The sequence below is a fragment of the Ruegeria sp. BA2 genome, from assembly GCF_056539605.1.
In genome coordinates this window covers 251,011-271,186 of sequence record NZ_JBQFVE010000006.1, presented here as the reverse complement: position 1 = coordinate 271,186, position 20,176 = coordinate 251,011, and the positions used below count along the sequence as shown (strand labels likewise).

General features: G+C 57.7%; 16 protein-coding genes. 6 read left to right on the top strand and 10 right to left on the bottom strand.

The window, feature by feature from the left end; translation table 11 throughout:
- The first annotated feature begins 72 nt into the window (after positions 1 to 72).
- From ACR0NN_RS15280 to ACR0NN_RS15260, 5 genes are all read left to right on the top strand, one after another.
- The gene (locus ACR0NN_RS15280; protein ID WP_170685749.1) at positions 73 to 1,173 is read left to right on the top strand and encodes an ABC transporter ATP-binding protein; all 1,101 of its coding nucleotides are present in this window, start codon (positions 73 to 75) and stop codon (positions 1,171 to 1,173) included.
- Positions 1,174 to 1,275: 102 nt separating this feature from the next.
- Positions 1,276 to 2,367, top strand: coding sequence for an extracellular solute-binding protein (locus ACR0NN_RS15275; RefSeq protein ID WP_170685748.1), 1,092 nt, complete (start codon positions 1,276 to 1,278; stop codon positions 2,365 to 2,367).
- Between the two features lie 70 nt (positions 2,368 to 2,437).
- Complete coding sequence (locus tag ACR0NN_RS15270; protein WP_170723465.1) at positions 2,438 to 3,715, top strand: ABC transporter permease; 1,278 nt, start codon at positions 2,438 to 2,440, stop codon at positions 3,713 to 3,715.
- Between the two features lie 5 nt (positions 3,716 to 3,720).
- A complete protein-coding gene (locus tag ACR0NN_RS15265; protein ID WP_170723466.1) occupies positions 3,721 to 4,932 on the top strand; it encodes an ABC transporter permease in 1,212 nt (403 codons plus the stop codon).
- A gap of 160 nt (positions 4,933 to 5,092) precedes the next feature.
- Complete coding sequence (locus tag ACR0NN_RS15260) at positions 5,093 to 6,313, top strand: aminopeptidase P family protein (RefSeq protein WP_170723467.1); 1,221 nt, start codon at positions 5,093 to 5,095, stop codon at positions 6,311 to 6,313.
- Positions 6,314 to 6,346: 33 nt separating this feature from the next.
- Here the strand turns inward: ACR0NN_RS15260 and speB are convergent, their stop codons facing one another.
- Complete coding sequence (gene speB, locus ACR0NN_RS15255) at positions 6,347 to 7,318, bottom strand: agmatinase (RefSeq protein WP_170723468.1); 972 nt, start codon at positions 7,316 to 7,318, stop codon at positions 6,347 to 6,349.
- 209 nt (positions 7,319 to 7,527) lie between these two features.
- Here speB and ACR0NN_RS15250 point away from each other — a divergent pair, with 209 nt between their 5' ends.
- Entirely contained in the window at positions 7,528 to 8,895 is a 1,368-nt protein-coding gene (locus ACR0NN_RS15250) for a DUF3179 domain-containing protein (RefSeq protein ID WP_170723469.1), read from the top strand.
- On the opposite strand, the gene ACR0NN_RS15245 is transcribed toward ACR0NN_RS15250, so the two are convergent.
- The 9 genes from ACR0NN_RS15245 to ACR0NN_RS15205 all read right to left on the bottom strand — a co-directional run bounded on the left by ACR0NN_RS15245 (position 8,896) and on the right by ACR0NN_RS15205 (position 20,094).
- Positions 8,896 to 10,581 (bottom strand): chloride channel protein, encoded by a 1,686-nt coding sequence (locus ACR0NN_RS15245; protein WP_170723470.1) that lies wholly within the window; start codon positions 10,579 to 10,581, stop codon positions 8,896 to 8,898.
- Positions 10,582 to 10,674: 93 nt separating this feature from the next.
- The gene (recN, locus tag ACR0NN_RS15240) at positions 10,675 to 12,324 is read right to left on the bottom strand and encodes a DNA repair protein RecN (RefSeq protein WP_170723471.1); all 1,650 of its coding nucleotides are present in this window, start codon (positions 12,322 to 12,324) and stop codon (positions 10,675 to 10,677) included.
- Positions 12,325 to 12,360: 36 nt separating this feature from the next.
- Positions 12,361 to 13,221, bottom strand: a complete 861-nt coding sequence (locus tag ACR0NN_RS15235; protein ID WP_170683197.1) for an outer membrane protein assembly factor BamD — start codon at positions 13,219 to 13,221, stop codon at positions 12,361 to 12,363.
- Positions 13,222 to 13,347: 126 nt separating this feature from the next.
- Positions 13,348 to 14,268 (bottom strand): UDP-3-O-acyl-N-acetylglucosamine deacetylase, encoded by a 921-nt coding sequence (gene lpxC, locus ACR0NN_RS15230; protein WP_170723472.1) that lies wholly within the window; start codon positions 14,266 to 14,268, stop codon positions 13,348 to 13,350.
- 214 nt (positions 14,269 to 14,482) lie between these two features.
- The gene (gene ftsZ / locus ACR0NN_RS15225; protein ID WP_170723473.1) at positions 14,483 to 16,087 is read right to left on the bottom strand and encodes a cell division protein FtsZ; all 1,605 of its coding nucleotides are present in this window, start codon (positions 16,085 to 16,087) and stop codon (positions 14,483 to 14,485) included.
- Positions 16,088 to 16,435: 348 nt separating this feature from the next.
- The gene (locus tag ACR0NN_RS15220; protein ID WP_480684996.1) at positions 16,436 to 16,855 is read right to left on the bottom strand and encodes a hypothetical protein; all 420 of its coding nucleotides are present in this window, start codon (positions 16,853 to 16,855) and stop codon (positions 16,436 to 16,438) included.
- Entirely contained in the window at positions 16,842 to 18,176 is a 1,335-nt protein-coding gene (ftsA, locus tag ACR0NN_RS15215; RefSeq protein ID WP_170723474.1) for a cell division protein FtsA, read from the bottom strand. The genes ACR0NN_RS15220 and ftsA overlap by 14 nt, the downstream gene beginning before the upstream one ends.
- A gap of 8 nt (positions 18,177 to 18,184) precedes the next feature.
- Positions 18,185 to 19,189 carry a cell division protein FtsQ/DivIB gene (locus ACR0NN_RS15210; RefSeq protein ID WP_170723475.1) on the bottom strand — a complete coding sequence of 335 codons (1,005 nt, stop codon included), beginning with the start codon at positions 19,187 to 19,189 and terminating at the stop codon, positions 18,185 to 18,187.
- Positions 19,177 to 20,094 (bottom strand): D-alanine--D-alanine ligase, encoded by a 918-nt coding sequence (locus tag ACR0NN_RS15205; RefSeq protein WP_170723476.1) that lies wholly within the window; start codon positions 20,092 to 20,094, stop codon positions 19,177 to 19,179. The genes ACR0NN_RS15210 and ACR0NN_RS15205 overlap by 13 nt, the downstream gene beginning before the upstream one ends.
- Positions 20,095 to 20,176: the final 82 nt, after the last annotated feature.

The window sequence follows — 20,176 nt, the reverse complement described above, 5'->3', positions numbered from 1 at the left end:
CGGCTTTACTGCACGAGAAGATCAATGAAATCCGGATCAACCGGGTAATCAATTGACGCAACAGGGGGTCTTGTGACCGACACAACCAGCGACGCCGCGTTTGTTGAATTTCAACGCGTTCAAAAGTCTTATGATGGCGAGAATCTCGTCGTCAAAGATCTCAACCTGGCAATGCCAAAGGGCGAATTTCTGACCATGCTCGGACCGTCCGGATCAGGTAAGACGACCTGCCTGATGATGCTTGCTGGTTTCGAAACCGCCACCCATGGCGAAATCCTTCTGGACGGAAAGCCCATCAACAACATTCCGCCACACAAACGCGGCATCGGGATGGTGTTCCAGAACTACGCTTTGTTCCCGCATATGACTGTAGCCGAGAATCTCTCGTTCCCGCTTGAAGTCCGCAAGCTGGGCAAATCCGAGCGCGAGGAAAAGGTCAAGCGCGCCCTGGATATGGTGCAGATGGGCGCATTTGGCGGTCGTCGACCGGCGCAGCTTTCTGGCGGTCAGCAACAGCGGATCGCTTTGGCCCGCGCACTGGTGTTTGAACCCGAACTGGTTCTGATGGACGAGCCGCTGGGCGCGCTCGACAAACAACTGCGCGAGCATATGCAATTCGAAATCACCCGTCTGGCCCATGAACTGGGTATCACAACCGTGTACGTGACCCACGACCAGACTGAGGCATTGACCATGTCCGACCGCGTCGCGGTGTTCGATGATGGCCGCATTCAACAGCTTGCTCCGCCAGATCAGCTGTATGAAGAGCCTGAAAACAGCTTTGTTGCGCAATTTATCGGTGAGAACAACACGTTGGAAGGCGTTGTTAAATCGATTGATGGCGATGCGTGCCTTGTGCAGTTGGATGATGGTTCGGAAATTGATGCAGTGCCGATCAACGTGCATGCCCCGGGTGAACGCACCAAGGTTTCGATCCGGCCAGAACGAGTTGAATTCAACAAGGACCGCCTGCATGCCGATGCGCATACGCTGAAGGCGACGGTCAAAGAGTTCATCTACATGGGCGACGTGTTCCGCTTCCGAATGTCGGTGGCTGGCAATGACGAGTTCATCGTCAAAACTCGGAACGCCCCCGATGCTATTCGGCTTCAGCCCGGTCAAGAGATCGATATCGGCTGGTTGGCCAAGGATTGTCGTGCGCTTGACGCATAGACCAAACCGTGCGGCACAAGCGCGGTTTCACTGAGGGACCTGCTGGCGAAAACCCGTGCGCCAGCTGACCATAGAACAAACGGGATGTACTGGGAGTAACACATGAAACCAACAAAATCACTGCTGACCGCAGCGGCTCTGGCAACAGCAGCTGGTGGCGTGTCCGCCGAAGAGATGACCATCGTCTCGTGGGGTGGCGCCTATTCCAAATCGCAGCTCAAGGCCTATCACGAGCCCTATTCGGAAAAAACCGGGGTCACCATTCTGAATGACGACAGCTCGAACGAAGCTGTGGCCAAGCTTCGTGCCATGAACGAAGCGGGCAACATCACCTGGGATGTGGTTGACGTTGTGGCAGCGGATGCAATCCGTCTGTGCGACGAAGGATTGGCGATGGAGATCGATTTTGATACTCAACTTGCCGCCGCACCGGATGGGACCCCTGCGTCAGAGGACTTTGGTGAACTGCTGGTGAGCGACTGCTTTATCCCTCAGATCGTCTATTCGACGACCTTCGGCTATCGCACTGATCTGGTCGGTGACAACCCGCCGACCGAAATCTGCGCCGTGTTCGATCTTGAGAACTATCCCGGCAAGCGGTCTCTGGAAAAGCGCCCGATCAACAACATGGAATGGGCCCTGCTGTGCGACGGTGTTGCCAAGGATGACGTCTATGACGTGTTGGCAACCGAAGAAGGGCAAAACCAGGCGCTGGCTAAGCTCGATACCATTAAGGACAGTGTCGTCTGGTGGTCTGCAGGTGCGGATACGCCCCAGCTGCTCGCGGATGGCGAAGTGGTTATGGGGTCAACCTATAACGGTCGTCTGTTCAGCGTGATCGAAGAACAGAACCAGCCGGTCGCGATGCTCTGGGATGCGCAGGTTTTCGATCTGGACGGCTGGATCATCCCGACAGGTCTGAGCGAAGAGCGTCAACAGCGTGCTCTGGACTACATCATGTTCGCGACCGACACCCAGCGTCTGGCAGATCAGGCCAAGTACATCTCGTACGGTCCGGCCCGCGCGTCTTCCGCTCCGTTGGTTGGTCAGCACGCGGATCTGGGTATCGACATGGCACCTCACATGCCAACCGATCCGGAAAACGCAAAGAACACGTTCCTCTATAACTACGAGTTCTGGGCGGACTACCGCGATGATATCGACGCCAAATTCCAGGCGTGGTTGGCGCAATAAGCGCATGATTTCATAAGATTGTCGGGGGCGGTCTTGCGCCCCCGACCCCAAAAGGACCCAAGGGGCACCGATGACTGACGCCACCCAACAAAACTCCGGGCCGATGTTGGCCGCTGACGGAACGCCACTCAAGCAATCGCTGGCGCGGTCACTGCGACGGCAAAAACTCCGGGCACTTATGCTGGTGGCTCCGTTGCTACTGTTTGTGCTGTTCTCGTTCATCGTGCCTATTGCCGCGATGCTGTTCCGCTCGGTCGAAAACAGCATTGTGCAGGAAACGCTGCCCCAAACAGTGGAGGCCCTGCAAAACTGGGATGAAACAAGCGGTGAACTGCCGGATGAGGCCGTTTATGACGCCTTTGTTCGCGACATGATTGTCGCCATCGACAACAAGACCCACACCCGCCTGGGCTCGCGTTTGAACTACGAAGAAACCGGTATGTCTTCGATGTTCCGCCGGTCCGGCCGCCAGATAAACAAACTGGACCCCGAGACAGATGGCCCGTTCAAGGAACAAATCATCGAAATACACGATGGTTGGGGCGATCCCAAAACCTGGGCAGTCATCAAAACCCATTCGCCAGCCATCACCAACGGCTATTTCCTGAACGCAGTCGATATGCAGCGCACACCCGAGGGCGCACAGGCTCAGCCCGAGGACAAGCAGATCCTGATCAAGCTGTTCGGGCGAACGCTGTTGATGTCGTTGGTTATCACCGGGGCCTGTATCCTGCTGGCCTATCCGGTGAGCTATTTGCTTGCGACCCTGCCGATGCGCGTGTCGAACCTGTTGATGATATTGGTCCTGTTACCCTTCTGGACATCCCTTCTGGTACGTACCTCGGCCTGGAAGGTGATGTTGCAACAGCAGGGTGTGATCAATGATACACTTGTTTGGCTCGGGCTGGTGGCGGATGATGCACGGCTGATCATCATCAACAACCAAATTGGCACGATCATCGCCATGACGCATATCCTGCTGCCATTCATGATCCTGCCGATGTATTCGGTGATGCAGACGATACCGCACTCTTATACCAGAGCCGCGAAGTCCATGGGTGCGACGAATTGGACAACCTTCTGGCGGATTTATTTCCCGCAATCCATTCCGGGCATTGGCGCGGGTTCGATCCTCGTATTCATTCTGGCGATCGGCTACTACATCACGCCGGAAATCGTGGGCGGCACTAAAGGTGTCTTCATCTCGAACCGGATTGCGTACCACATCTCATCCTCGTTGAACTGGGGACTCGCGGCGGCACTGGGGACGATCCTACTGGGCGTCGTGCTACTGCTCTACTGGGTCTACGACAAGATCGTAGGCATTGATAACGTGAAGCTGGGATAATCGATATGGCCGCACTTACACCGATATCCCGCAAACCTCTGCCCATGGTTCTGCCTAGCGTTGCACTGGCGGGCGCCTTCGCCGGCATCTTCGTTGGTGCAGGTAATGGCTCGATCCTGCTTGGCATCGTGGGCGGAGCAGCCCTGATCGCCGCCCTCGCCTGGGTGTACATCACCGTGATCAAGAACGAAAAACTGGCCCGATGGATCAACATACTGGGCTTTGGCATCATTGGCTTTCTGGTCGCTGGCGCGATGGGTGGCGTATTGGGCCTGTTGGGCGGCTGGTTCTTTGTCTGGTTTATCTACTGGCTATACGAAGGCCGTTATCGCCAGAAACTGTTGCCCTATCTGACGCCGAAGCAGGTGTTCTATCACTACCTGTTCCGAGTGATTTGTGGCGCGATCTTCGTCTTCCTTATCACCCCGATCCTTGTCGTGCTTCCACTGTCGTTCAACGCGCAGGACTTCTTTACCTTCACGCCCGAGATGTTGCGGTTGGACCCCGAGGGGTATTCGCTCAAACACTACCGTGATTTCTTTACCAACAATGAATGGCAGCGCAGCTTCAAGAACTCGCTTATCATCGCGCCGATCGCAACCGTAATCTCTGTCTCGCTGGGCACGCTGGCTGCTATCGGCCTGAGCCAGAGCCATGTTCCTGGCCGCCGCGCTATCATGGGCATCCTGATTTCGCCAATGATCGTACCGCTTATTATCTCGGCCACAGGGATGTTCTTCTTCTACAGCGATATCGGGCGCTTCATGGAAGGTACGCTGGGTATGAACAAGAACTTCGTGGGCTATTTGAAAGTCATCCTTGCCCATGCCGTACTGGGTATTCCCTTCGTTATCATCACCGTAACTGCGACATTGGTAGGCTTTGACCGCTCGTTGACACGGGCGGCGGCAAATATGGGTGCTGGTCCGGTCCGGACGTTCTTCAAGATCCAGATGCCACTGATCTTGCCGGGCGTAATCTCAGGCGGCTTGTTCGCTTTCATTACTTCATTCGACGAAGTGGTTGTGGTGCTATTCGTTGGCTCAGCCAGCCAGAAGACCCTGCCTTGGCAGATGTTCACGGGACTGCGCGAACAGATCAGCCCGACCATTCTGGCAGTGGCAACGATCCTTGTTGTGATCTCGATCGCACTGCTAACTACAGTCGAGTTGCTGCGCCGCCGGTCAGAGCGTCTGCGGGGTCTTTCCCCCGCTTGACGCAGGCCCGTGCGTGATCTAACGATTCACTTGTTCTTCCCAGCCGCGATGGCGTCGCGGACACACTGGGATGATCGGCTCTCGAAACCCGAGACCGCCTGTCCTGAACGCCGGGACAAGTGGCCGGGTTTGCCGCCCGGCATATATGAGAGACCTTGTGATGACAGACACAACAAAACGCCCCGAATTTTTCACCTGCCACAACGGCGACAAGGCCCCCTTGATATTCAGCAAGGGTGAATATGATCGCCGCCTTGGCGCGTTGCGCGCCATCATGGCCAAACATGACATCCCCGCAGTTCTGCTGAGCTCGATGCAGAACATCGCCTATTATTCTGGCTTTCTGTACTGCTCTTTTGGCCGGCCCTACGGCTGCGTAGTGACGCAGGATGCCTGCACCACCGTCTCGGCCAATATCGATGCGGGCCAGCCCTGGCGACGCTCGGTTGAGGATAACGTGATCTATACCGACTGGAAGCGCGACAATTACTGGCGTGCCGTAGCGAACCTGATCGGTGGAGCGAAGCGGATCGGTATCGAAGGCGACCACATGACTCTTGCCGCCCGCAATACGGCGCTTGATATGCTTGGGTCGCCAGAACTGATCGACATCGCGCCTGACACAATGTTCGCCCGCATGGTTAAATCAGCAGAAGAGATCGAGCTGATCAAAGGTGGCGCGCGCACCGCAGATGTCGGCGGCGCAGCCATCCACGCCGCGATTCGCGAAGGCGCGACCGAGATTGAAATCGCCATGGCTGGTCGCGATGCGATGGAAGAGGAAATCGCCCGCGCCTACCCCGACGCCGAGTATCGCGACACATGGGTTTGGTTCCAGTCCGGCCTCAACACCGATGGTGCCCATAACCCAGTGACCAAACGGGCGCTGCAAAAGGGCGATATCCTATCGCTGAACACCTTCCCGATGATCTCGGGCTATTATACCGCGCTGGAGCGTACTCTGTTCCTGGGCGAGCCCGACGCCGACAGCCTGCGCTTGTGGAAAGCCAACGTGGCGGCCCATGAGCTGGGCCTGAGCCTGATCAAGCCCGGCGCAACATGCTCGGGCATCACGGCTGAGATCAACCGTTTCTTCGCTGATGAGGGCCTGCTGCAATATCGCTCGTTCGGATACGGTCATTCTTTCGGCATCCTCAGCCACTACTACGGGCGCGAGGCTGGTCTGGAGCTGCGCGAGGACATCGATACAGTTTTGGAGCCCGGTATGGTCGTCTCAATCGAACCGATGCTCTGGATCCCTGTAGGTCAGCCCGGTGCAGGCGGCTATCGTGAGCATGACATTCTTGTGGTTGGTGAAGATGGAGCCGAGAACATCACCGGCTTCCCTTACGGTCCCGGCCACAACATCATTGGTGCCTAAATATATAAGTGGTGGGGCCGTTGGCCCCACCTTTTATCGCTGGGCGCGTTCGTGAAAGATAAAGCCCAGAAAATTCAGAAGAAGCTGCGCAGCCAATATCTGGGTGCTCTCGGTTGGATCATAAGCAGGCGCGACCTCGACCAGATCGATGCCTGCAACATCACCACGTTTGGCCAGTCCCTGCAGGATTTCCAGCACATCATAATAGAGGAACCCCCCATGACTGGGTGTGCCCGTGCCCGAAGCGATAGAGGGGCAGAACGCATCGATATCAATGGTCACATAGTACCGCGCGCCTTCTGGAATTCGCGCCAAAACCGCCTCAGCCCCCAATTTGCGAACCTGCCGCACCGATAGGATATCCGAGCCGCGTGCGCGGGCGTCTTCGTACCCTTCCTTCGCGGTGGATGAGACATTTCGAATGCCCAGCTGCGTCATGCCTGAGACATAGTCTTTCTCGATCGCGCGCCGCATCGGGTTGCCGTGCCCGGCTGTGACTCCGTGGCGTTCATCAACAAAATCAAGATGCGCGTCGATCTGTACCACATGGATTGGACCGTTCTTAGCGCAATCTTCGGCAAAGGCATTGATGCAAGGGATGTTGATCGAATGATCCCCGCCGATGGTCACAGGCAAGGCACCTGCTTGCAGGATTTTGCCTACCCCAAAGGCGATATTCGCGTGGCTCTCTTCGGTCTTGGTATGGATGATATCAGCATCACCCAAATCAACCATCCGCACCGAGCCGTCCAGATAGGTTGCATCATCTTCGTGGTCGTAGGCCCCGGCATGGCCGAAACTGAACAGGGTCGATGCCTCGCGCACCGCGCGTGGCCCAAACCGCGCACCTGGCCGCCATTGGGTCCCGAAATCAAACGGCGCACCCAGGATAGCGATATCTGCCTTGATCTGATCCCAATCCGCTACATAAGGCGATTTCGCAAAGGTCGAAATACCCACGAAGGGTAGATTCAATCGCCCCGCCTCATAGCCATGATCCTGCACCGATTATTCCTTCTTCTTTCACGAACCTGCGGCGGATTTCGTCAAATGCGCCAAGGTCCACATTACCATCGGTTTATCATGATCGCAGGTGGCAGTGATGTCGAGATGCCCTGCATTTGACAACAAGATTACAACACGCTCACGCGGGTGTTTCGTGTATGTGATCGGATTTGCGGGCAAACTGCGCCTGGACCGAACCGGAGGACGCCATGTCGATCACACGCCGCAGCTTTGCCAGCCTGTTGGGGGCCGGGATCACTCTGCCTTCAACGCTTTGGGCGCAAGAAGACCCTGTATTTGAGGCCGTGCGCTCCACCGTGTTCGGACGGCAGGCTGAGTTTGAGGCCGGGATGGCGTTCCTGACACAGCGCGGCAATCCGGACGTTGTGCCCGCGCTTTTGACTGCCATGCGGTTTAGCCGAAGAGAACGCGATATCGCTGTGGTCATGGAGGCGCTAACGGGTGAGACCCACGGCACCGACTGGTTCGAATGGATGCTCTGGCAAGAAGCAAACCCCCAGCTCAAACCTCACCCGTCACTCATTCCGTTCAAACGCGAGGTTTTGCTTGGGATTGACGAAAATTTCGACCTGTTTCTGCGACCGGAATACCTGCAGCCCGAAAAGATGAAGATCCGGCTGGAAGAGATCTCATGGGGTGGGGTCGTCAAAGACGGCATACCCTCTTTGGATAACCCCAAGCTCATTTCTGCAGAGCGTGCCGATTATATGAAGGACGATGATCTCGTCTTTGGCGTTTCTATCAATGGCGACGTCCGGGCTTATCCCCTGCGGATCATGGGCTGGCACGAGATGTTCAACGAAGTGATCGGGGGCGTTCCGGTTGCATTGGCTTACTGTACGCTCTGCGGGTCGGGCATTCTATTCGAAACCAAAGTCGAAGGTTTGCCGAAGCCTCTGGTCTTTGGCTCGTCCGGATTCCTCTACCGCTCAAACAAGCTGATGTTTGACCGTGAGACCCATTCGCTGTGGAACCAATACACTGGCAAACCGGTTGTTGGCCCGCTGGTCGATAGCGGGATCGAGTTGAAGCAGCGGCCAGTGGTTATTACTCGCTGGGATAATTGGAAGGCCTCACATCCTGACACCAAAGTCTTGTCGCTGAGCACCGGGCATCGGCGGAACTATGGCTCGGGCGTTGTGTATCGCGAATATTTTGCGTCGCCCGAATTGATGTTCCCGGCCTTGGTTGATCAACGACAGCATCGGCAGAAGGACTATGTATTTGCCGTGCGTCAGTTCGGTGCAGCGCGCGCATGGCCGCTGGAGGCGTTCAAGGGCAAACCGGTTATCAATGACGCGATTGGCGGGCGTGCATTGATGCTGATGGGTGACCCGAACAAACGCAGCGTGCGGGCATATGAGCGCGGAACGCACCAGTTCCGCGCAACAACGGATGGTGGTCTGCTGGATGAGGCAGGCAACACGTGGCGCGTGACCGAAGAGGCGCTGATATCCCCGGATGGTACACAACTGCCGCGCGTGGCCGGACATATCTCATATTGGTTTGCATGGGATAATTATCTGGGCGATGTGGCTAGCGTCTATGACGGTTGATCAGGAATGCTCCTCGGCCGCCGTCGCAGCCAGTGCGCGGTTATAGGCCTTGAGCGCATCAATGTGATACAGCGCGCCAACCGGGTTTTCGCAACCGTCCTTGTCGATGATCACCACCGGAATACAGGGAATATCATCGCGGTCGAAATAGGGCATTGCAGCCTCAAGCGTCGCGCTGGCCTTGACGCAAAGGCCTTGCGCGATCAGCGTTTGCGCTTCTTCCTTTGTAATCGAGCGCGCGTTACCCAAGGGCCGCATAACTGCGCCTGCGCGTAGCATTGCCAACAGATAAGCCTGAGGGCCAGCAGCCAGATGCACGTTGCGGCGTTCAAGCTGGGTGAGGAAGAAGGACCGATCTACAAGACGAGACGCCAACGCCGTAGACATAGAGACCGAGACCATCACGGCGAGGCCGATCTGCCAATCTCCGGTCAACTCAAATACGATCAGCGTAGTTGAAATTGGTGCGCCCAGCACGGCTGCTGCAACTGCTCCCATCCCGGCAAAGGCATAGAGCGTATGAGTACCTGACACATCCGGCAGCAATCCGGTAGCGATTAGGCCAAAGGCCAGCCCGGTGAGCGCTCCGATCATCAAGGCTGGTGAAAACACGCCGCCCCCCATGCGTCCGCCCATGGTGATCGCCACCGCTACGGTTTTGATGACAGCAAACAGGATAGCGGTGGTCAACACCAAGTCTCCGGTCAGGGCGCGGATTGTGGTCTCGTACCCGACGCCGATGATATGCGGAAACCAGATCGCGAGCAGGCCCAGCATGGCCCCTGAGACACCCGGGCGTAGCCATCGCGGCAAAGATAGTCGGCTTTGGATGTGATTTCCTATATCCTCAGCGAAGAAGATCGAGCGCATAAGCAGCAACGATACCAGACCGCAGATCAGACCAAGGATCAGAAAGGCGGGCAGTTCGACATAGAATTGCAGCGAACCGGGCGTGTCCAATGTGAATTCTGTAACGTCACCATAGGCGAGCCGGTTGATCACCGTGCCCGCGACCGAGGCGATGACGATGGGCGCAAACGCGTGAACCGCAAAATGGCGCAGAACCACCTCAAGCGCGAAAAGGGCCCCGGCGATGGGGGCATTGAAGCTGGCCGAAACGGCGGCCGCCACAGCACAGCCCAGCAAGTCGCGTCCCGTGATGCCGTCCGCATGGATGCGGTCGCTGACCCAGGTAGAGATGACACCGGCCATGTGCACAACCGGCCCTTCCCGCCCCGTGGACCCCCCCGAGCTGAGCGTGATTAGCGAGGCAAAGAACGAAGCGATCCCGGCCTTTTTCTCGACCCGGCCATCAGTGATGGCGGAACCTTCGATCACATCCGCAACCGAGCGCACCCGGCCATCATCTGTGAACTTGTGCAGGATGACCCCGACGACCAATCCTCCTACTACGGGGGTCAAGAATATCCAGAGCCAATGGAGCTTTTCGGCATGGCTGTGTAGAAACAGGATGTCCTCGGTGCTGTAGAGATAAGCCTGCAACGATGAGATCGCCATACGGAAGCCAAGCGCCATAAAGCCTGCGGCGATCCCGATGACTAAAGCGATAAACCAGAACTGGATCTGGCTGGGGCCACGATGCCGCATCACCCGCCATGCATCCCGCAGCGCCGAGAGCGCCTGGTTGAGCTGATTGCGCAGCACGGTGCGGGTCGATTGGGTCATTGGCCCTCGGTTGGGATGATCACCTGATCCTTAGTAAGCCACGCACGGGCCAGAGAAAAGTCGGTTCACGACAACATGCTCACAGAATGCGCGTTATGCATCCAATAGGGCACGGGCAGCGGCGCGGGCTTCGTCTGTAATGGTGTCGCCTGCGACCATCCGGGCGATTTCATCTACGCGGTCAGGCTTGGCCAGTGGGATCACCGTCGACAAGGTCTGATCCCCGGTCACCTGTTTCTGCACCCGCCAATGATGCGCCGCTCGGGCGGCCACCTGTGGCGAATGCGTCACCACCAAAACCTGCCCGCCTTGCGCCAGCGCGGCCAGACGGCGGCCAACCGCATCAGCTGTGGCCCCGCCAACGCCGCGATCGATCTCATCAAAGATCATGGTGCGGGCACTGTCATCGCCGGTCAGGCAAACCTTGAGTGCCAGCAAAAACCGGCTGAGTTCGCCACCCGAAGCAATCTTATTCAACGGCCCAGAAGGTGCGCCAGGGTTGGTCGCCACAGTAAAGGCCACTGCATCAGTGCCTTCGGGGCCGGGCTCTGCTGCAGTAATTTCTGTCTGGAACACAGCGCGTTCCATTTTCAGTGGGGCGAGTTCTGCCATCACAGCGCTATCCAGAGCCTGAGCCGCCGAGCGGCGCAAATCGCTCAGCGCAGCAGCGGCGCTGTCATATGTGGCCTGCGCGGCCTCCACAGCGGCGCGCTTGTTCGAAAGATCGGCGTCTCCAGCATCAAGCCGACCCAATCGGTCACGCAGGGTTTCGGCGAATGTGCCCAGATCATCCGGGGCGACGTCATGCTTTCGGGCCAGCGCGCGGATGGCAAACAGACGCTCTTCGGTCTGTTCCAGTTCCGCCGGGTTGAAATCCAATGCCTGTAGACACGCATTAACACCGTCCTGCGCCTCGCCCAGCTCAATCAAAGCTCGGCCCAAGGCCGCGATGGGTTGTTCCAACTGACCACCCGCATTGTCTGAGACCCCTTCGAGCCAGCGCACAGCGTCGGCCATGGCGCCTTCGGCACCGTCCCCTCCAAGCAACGAAAATGCGCGGGCCACATCGTCACGGATGCGTTCGGCCCCTTGCATCATACGACGCCGCGCGTCGAGATCAGCGTCCTCACCTGGTTGAGGATCAAGCTGATCCAGTTCCCCTACAGAGTGACGCAGGAACTCTTCCTCGGCGCGCATGGCCTCTAGTGCCGCCTCAGTCTGAGCCATTGCTTTGCGGGCACGTGACACTTCGGACCATGCGGCACGGACAGACCCAAGCCGATCCTTTGCCCCGGCATACGCATCCAACATCGCACGATGACCGCGCGGGTTCAGCAACCCCCGGTCATCATGTTGGCCATGAAGTTCGATTAGCGTCTCGGACAACGCCCGCAGCACCTCGCCCGAACAGCGACGATCATTGACCCACGCAGTTTTGCGGCCCTCAGCCGTATTGATCCGGCGCAGGATCAGTTCCTCGCCCCCCGGCAACCCTGCCTCGGCTAGAACCGCATGGGCAGGGTGATCTGCGGAGAGTTCGAACTCAGCCACAACCTCGCCCTGCGCGGCGCCCTGTCGGACCAATTCGGCACGTCCACGCCAGCCCAGAACAAAGCCCAGCGAATCCAAAAGGATCGATTTCCCCGCACCGGTTTCACCCGTCAAAGCGTTGAGGCCCGGCTGGAAGGTCAGTTCCAACCGGTCGATGATCAGCATGTCGCGGATATCGAGGGTGCGCAGCATAGGATCTTTAGCGTCCCAAGCCTTTAGCCATGGCCGTTATAACCACTCACCCTTGACTGTTTGGCGATAGATCGTGCTGAGCCAATTGTTGCCACGGCTCTTGAGATCCAGACCGCGTGAGGTCAGCAGCGTATAGCCCGCATCGTACCATTCCGAAGACTGATAGTTATAGCCCAGGATCGCACCGGCTGATTGCGCCTCGTCGACCAGACCCAGCGCCAAATATGCCTCGATCAGACGATAGAGCGCTTCGGCGGTGTGGGATGTCGTCTGGAAATCCTCAACCACGACACGGAATCGATTGATCGCAGCGGTAAAATGATCCTGACGCAGATAATAGCGCCCGATCTCCATCTCTTTACCAGCCAGGTGGTCGAATGCGAGATCAAATTTCAATACAGCTGAGGTAGCGTATTCGCTGTCCGGGTAGACCTCGATCACCGTTCGCAACGCTTGCAATGCCTGAAAGGTCAAGCCCTGGTCACGCCCCACTTCGTCGATCTGGTCATAGTAGCTGAGCGCCAGAAGGTACTGGGCATATGCCGCATCTTCATCTGTGGGATAGAAATCGATGTACCGTTGCGCGGCGGCTCGGCTTTCTTCGTAGTTCTTGTCAGTGTGAAACGAGAACGCCTGCATAATCAGCGCGCGCTTCGCCCAATCAGAATAAGGATAAAGCCGTTCAACTTCAGAAAAATACCAAGCTGCATCGTCCGAGCGATTCTGAGAAAGCTCGTACTCGCCCCTGGTATAAATCTGCTCGGGGGTGAAACCTTCGAGGTTTTGATCGCGATCGGCACCTTTTCTTCCAAATAGGCCACCATCCCCGCATGCGGTCAAAGTTGCTGCCAGAAGAAGCGCGCCTGCGATTCTGACTGCCGCTTTGGTGCCAACCATTCCGCCCATCCTTGTCATTTACTTTGTGGGAATTACCCCTGATCGGGCCTCGGTTTAGCACATAAAATTCCAGTGCAAAACGCCTTATCCGCTCTCATGCCGCAATTGTCGCCAGAGTTGATCAGATCACGCAACCTGCGGGATTTCGCTGCGCACAAGGCCCTGCCCCGGCAGACGCGCAGCCTGTTCAGGGGTGCAAAGCACTGGGCGAACTGCACCGGGTGTCTCAAAAAGTTTGCGCAAAAGGGTGTTGGTCATGGAGTGACCCGATTTCTCACCAACAAAGCGCCCCAGAATCGGACCACCTGCCAGATAGAGATCACCCAACGCGTCCAGCATTTTATGGCGCACTGCTTCGTCCGCGTGGCGAAAACCACCTGGCGTCAAAACTTCGTCACCTTGGACGACAACTGCGTTGTCCAGCGTTCCACCCAAGGCCAATCCATTTTCGCGCATCGCTTCAACGTCGGTGCGACGGCAGAACGTGCGGCTGTCGCAAAGCTCGCGTGCAAACGAGCCATTGCGCATGTCCAATACCTTGGTCTGGCTGCCAATGGCGTCGTCTTCGAAATCAATGTGGAATTCGATCTCCAAACCTTCGGCGGGTGAAATCGATGCCTTCGCTCCCTCACGTTCAACGGAAACCGGCTTGAGCACTTCATACGCCAGAACGGGGCTCGCTTGGCGACGTACGCCTTTAGCCATGATCCCTTGAACGAAGGCAACCGATGAGCCATCCATGATCGGGACTTCGGGGCCATCAATCTCAATCAGTGCATTGTGCACGCCACATCCGGCAAGTGCTGCCATGATGTGTTCAACAGTCGATACCGAAACGCCAGCGTCATTGACCAGCCGCGTACAAAGAGGCGTCCGTTCGACAACATCATAGATCGCAGGAATCAGCGCATTGCCCAACTCAATATCAGTCCGCTTGAACCAAATCCCGTGACCCGCAGCGGCCGGTTTCAGAACCATCGTCGCAGGCTTACCGCTATGTAGTCCGACGCCCGTAAACGTGACCGAAGATTTGAGCGTATGTTGCAAAATTGGCCTCAGCGCATTGTGTCCAGCCTGTCTGGGGCTGTGTTGCACCCTCACCTAAGGAACAGGGCGTCAAGGCTCAACTCACTCTTTGCAACCGAATGAAACATGTATGTGACACATCGGCAAAACCCTGCTTACACGAGGCCAACACCCTGTGATTCAACAAAAAAGGGCCGCCAGATGGCAGCCCCTATTAATGATTTTGTTACCGCGATCAGTTGGCTTGACGCCGCAAGAAGGCAGGAATTTCGATACGCTCCTGATCCGGATCAACCTCATCCTGAACAGGTGCCGTCGCGTCAACCGACCGCATAGCCGGCTGTTGGCGCACTGCTTGAGCAGGTGTATCAGCCGCGTGGCCTGTCATCCGGTCGATCAAACGGTTGAAGCCAAACCGCGGGCGATCTTCTGCCGCTGGCTGCGCTTGAGGGGCCGGTTCGCGAGGGGTCTCCGGCGTCGGACGCAGCCGGTTCGAAGGCACTTTCTGAACAGCAGCCTGCAGCCGCTGCATCGCTTCTGGCGAAGGCGTGCCGGGGGTCGGGGCGCGCTCTGCGACGTAGTTATCGACGGCCTCTTCAACCTCAGGCTGCGGTTCGAACTGCGCGACCTGAGGCTGATACGCGGGCGGAGGCAGCCCGTCATCATCCTGCTCGGCGGCAGGCTGTTCGTCTTGCCAGCCTTCGTTGAACTCAACATCCTCGATCGATTCAAACAGTGTCGGAGCGATGTTTTCCTCTTCAGCGACTTGAGCTTCGGCGGCAACCGGCTCTTGCGGTTGCTCTTCCGCAGAAACGGTGCGGGTCAGTGGTGCTGACATCGAGCGGCGGGCAACCGGCACATCGTCGGTCTTTTCGCTGGCGTCGATACCCGTTGCGACGACAGACACACGCATGCCGCCCTCCATCTCGGTGTCGAGGGTCGAACCGACGATGATATTCGCCTCGGGGTCCACTTCCTCGCGGATGCGGTTAGCTGCCTCGTCCAGTTCGAACAGGGTCAGGTCGTGCGCACCGGTGATGTTGATCAGCACGCCCTTGGCACCCTTGAGGCTGATTTCGTCCAGCAGTGGGTTGGCGATGGCCTTCTCGGCCGCCTGAATGGCGCGATCTTCGCCGGTTGCTTCGCCGGTGCCCATCATCGCCTTGCCCATCTCGTCCATCACGGCACGAACGTCAGCAAAGTCGAGGTTGATCAGGCCCGGGCGCACCATCAAATCGGTGACACCTTTGACGCCCTGGTACAGAACATCATCGGCCATCGAGAACGCCTCGGTGAACGTGGTCTTTTCATTGGCTAGGCGGAACAGGTTCTGGTTCGGGATGATGATCAGCGTGTCGACAACCTTTTGCAGGGCATCTACGCCGTCTTCGGCCTGGCGCATGCGCTTGGCCCCTTCGAACTGGAAGGGTTTGGTCACAACGCCAACCGTCAGAACACCCAATTCCCGTGCCGCCTGCGCGATGATCGGAGCAGCCCCAGTGCCAGTGCCGCCGCCCATACCGGCTGTGATAAAGCACATATGCGCGCCAGCCAGATGATCCACGATCTGTTCGATGCTTTCTTCAGCCGCCGCCGCGCCCACGGTCGGACGGGCACCTGCACCCAGCCCTTCGGTGACTTTGACACCCAGCTGTACCCGCGCCGATGAGCGGCTTTGCTGCAGTGCCTGAGCATCAGTATTCGCGACGACAAATTCAACGCCGTCCAGTTGTTTTTCAATCATGTTGTCGACAGCATTGCCCCCAGCGCCGCCAACTCCAAATACGGTAATCCGAGGCTTGAGTTCGTCGTGCCCGGGCATCGAAAGATTTAATGTCATGCTCTGTCCGCCTGTTTTATATTTTGCCGCAAAATGCGGTTTTTTCTGACCTATCCACAGATTATTTTACTGTGTCATTTCGGAAACGTCACCAGAAAAATCGCACGAATCCACAAAATATGGAAGAAATAAGGCAGCAAACAGCGGCATTTCGCTGCTACCGCGATATGTTGCGGCAATTGGTTAGTGAACCACTACACACGGGAAAAGCCACCCGCCTTGCGGGGGTGCGCAAACTTATTGTTCACTCGTTTGATCGCGGAAAACTGCTCAACGTCCTGCCGCTGGGCCTCTGTCGGGCCTTGGATTCATCTTGCGGGAATTTGGCCTGCCCTGCAACCGATTTCTTCAACCCAATGGTACACTTGGGCAGTTCAAGCCGTCCTCTGAGATGCTGCGAACTTCTTGCGTTTCGCTGCCAACAAAGCGGGCCAGACGAACCATCAGCCGATCATTATGCAGAAATGGCCACCAGCAGATCGGCAAGCCATTAGGCGCGTCATCATAAAGAAAGCAAATCTGGCCGTTTGGCGTGGTGATCTGCCCATAGACGCACCCCCGCCCCTCCATCCGCCAGACCGAGTGATTGGGGCTGAGAAACTCCTCCGTTCCCACCAGCAACCCGCTGCGGATTTCGTGAAACGTGATGGTTTTGCCGACGACGGCGTTCAAAAACGCCTCAGGCGTGATCAGAGTTTGCGCCGAGGCCGCAGCTGGCCAGAAGGCCGCGCCAAGGGCCATCCGGCGCAGGGTTTTACCAATTATCACGGAACCAGCGCACGGCGCGCTTGAAGGGGCGCGCGGCATAGGTGTCGACCGGGATCTCGAAATCCCACCACTCGTCCTGCGGATGCGCCGCAAACAGGCTAAGGCCCACTGCCGAAGAAAAGCCCGGTCCCGTTGCCGATTGCGGTAAGCCGTGGACACGCAGCGGGCGGCCCAAACGCACACGTTGGCCCAGAATACGGCTGGCCAGACCGTCGAGACCCATGATTTGACTGCCACCACCGGTCAGCACGATCTGCTGGCTGGGCAGGTGGTCAAAACCTGCGGCGTCCAAGCGTGTGCGGACCTCTTCCAGAATCTCCTCGACGCGTGGCCGCATGATGCCGATCAGCTCTGCGCGACTGACGGTGCGGCGGTCATGCTCCCAATCGCCGGTATCGCCGCCGATATCGATCAGGTCGCGGTCATCGGCACCGGTGGCGTGTACTCCGCCATTGAAAGTCTTAATCCGTTCGGCCACCGCAGCGGGAACGCCAAGGCCCATGGAAATATCGCTGGTCACGTGATCGCCACCCATGCGCACGCAGTCGGCATAGATCATGTGTTTCTTCATGAAGATCGAGATGCTGGTGGTGCCACCGCCCATGTCAATGCAGGCCGCACCCAGCTCTTGTTCATCCTCGACAAGCGCTGAGATGCCAGACACATAAGCCGAATTTGCGATCCCCGCCAATTCCAGATCACAGCGCTTGATGCAGCGTACGATGTTCTGTATCGCCACTGCGTCGACGGTGAGCATATGCATATCCACGGCCAGGCTTTGACCAAGTTGCCCGCGCGGGTCGATAAGACCGGAGCGGTTATCGAGCGCGAAATTCACAGGTTGCGCATGCAGCACTTCGCGCCCATCGCCATAATCCGGCACGTCACAAGCATTCAGGACGCGGCCGACCTCGGCCTCAGTCACCAATTGCCCTTCCAAATCGACCTGTGCGTCCAGACCGTAAGAGCGCGGGTTGGCCCCGGAAAATGAGGCTATAACATGATCGACACGGATATCCGCCATCTTCTGAGCCGCCTGTAGCGCCGTGCGGATGGCCCGTTCGGTTTCCTGCATAGCAGTAACCTCGCCGAACTGCACCCCGCGCGAGCGTGTCGTCGCCGCGCCAATAACCCGGAACCCAGTCTGACCTGCCATAGAACCGATCGAGTTATCCTCGGACAACCGCCCTGTCCCGTCGAAGCGCAAGACGAGGCAGGCGATTTTGGAACTGCCCACGTCCAGAATGGCGACAACACCGCGTTGCATCGCCTGTCGGCGCATCTGCCGCATGGCGCGTTGAGACTGATAAAGATCGGTCATCATAGTCGTTACTGCCCGCTACTCACATCTACTTTTGTGTTCCACCAGTCTGCGCTGGCCGTTTCATTCATTCGGATAGTTGGCCGCTGGCCGAGACGCATATCAACCACAGCCACATCACGTTCCAGAAGGTCCTGAACTTCATTCACCGCCAGTACGCGTTCGAGTGCCCGCGCGGGGCGTTCAGTTGGCAACATGATGCGTTGCTTGCGGTCCAACACCAGATCCCAGCGTCGCTCGCCCACGCGCACAAGACCTCGGACCCGAGTGCCAAGGCTGCTTGCACTGGTTAGGATCTCCAGCGCCTCAGACACATGTTTATTCGCACCTTTTCCGGCGATCAGAGGGAGGTTCGCGAAATCGGCTCGCGCCCTGACCATGTCGACATGAGCGCCGGTTTCGTCCAGTAACTCGATCCCGTCACGGGTGCGCCAGACGATGACCGGCTGACGTTCGATCACGTCTACCTGCAGGATGCCACCGGGGCGAATGCGCACGGTCGCCGACTTCACCGGATCAAGTCCGGTGATGGTGTCGCGGATCATTTCCACATCCAGATCCCAGGAACTGAGCGGGAAATCGAGCGGCACCACCTCGCGGATGTCTTCCGACAAAGCGGTCCCTGCCCCGTCGATCGCCATCAGGTTGACCATGAATTCTGGCCGTTCCTGGATCGAGGTTTTAATGTCGGCGACAAAGGTATTGACCGCATCGCGCCGTTCTTCCGAAGCGAAGAAGCCGCCAACCAAACCGACAACAGCCAGAACGGGCAGGCCGAGTTTTAGCCCACGCCGAATACCGGGTGTAAGCATCCAGCGCTGAAAGCGATAGCTGAGGCGTGAGGGCGCAGGGTCTGCACTATCTGCCCGGCCAAACAGGCGCATTCCACGCAGGTGCAGTTTGGGTTCAGCCTTGGGTTCGGGTCTGGGAGCCGCAGCAAAATCCGCATCTGGCCCGGCCAAAGCTTTGGTCCGGTGAATAACGGGCGCGCGGGTGGCGGTCAGCGGTCGCATGAGGCGTCCTCCACCATCCAGGCGCAGAGTTGACCAAATGTCATGCCACAATGCTCGGCCTGCTCGGGTACCAGAGAGGTTGGCGTCATGCCAGGCTGCGTATTGGTTTCCAGCAGGAAGAGACCATCCGCACCCTTGCGATCATCCCACCGATAGTCGGTGCGCGTCACGCCGCGACAGCCCAAGGCATTGTGCGCCTTCAGAGCGTAGTCCATGCAACGGTCAAAAATGTCCTGCGGAATGTCCGCAGGCAGCACATGCCACGAGCCGCCCGGCTTGTACTTGGCATCATAGTCGTACCAGCCGCCATCAGTCATGATTTCGGTAACAGTCAGGGCGCGGTCGCCTATCACAGTCACCGTCAGCTCTCGGCCTGCCACATATTTCTCAACCATGATGTGATCGGGCATATCATCCGACAGCTGCGGAGGTCCGTTCGAGCCCTCATGCACGATATAGATGCCAACGCTTGAGCCTTCATTGTTAGGCTTAGCCACGTAAGGAGGCTCCATCACGTGAACCTCGATCACTTCAACTTTGGGCACGATCACGCTGGGGACAACGGGTAGCCCTTCGGCCTGATAAACTTCTTTGCTGCGCTGCTTGTCCATCGCAAGTGCCGAAGCCAGCACACCGGAATGCGTATATGGAATCCGCATCCATTCCAGCAGGCCCTGCACACAGCCATCCTCACCCCAGCGGCCATGCAAGGCATTGAAAACCACATCCGGCTTGATGTCTAACAGGCGCGCATAGAGGTCTGGACCTGCGTCCAGCTCGACCACTTCAAAGCCTTCTCCCACAAGGGCGGCTGCGCATTCGCGCCCAGAGCTGAGAGACACCTCGCGTTCAGCCGAGGGGCCACCCATCAATACCGCCACTTTGGGGTTTGTCCTGCTCGACATACCCAATGTGCGCCTCAATGTCCCCGGACCCTATGTGGTGGTCCGTACTGCGTTTATGCCTTTGATCCGTCGCCGTTAATTG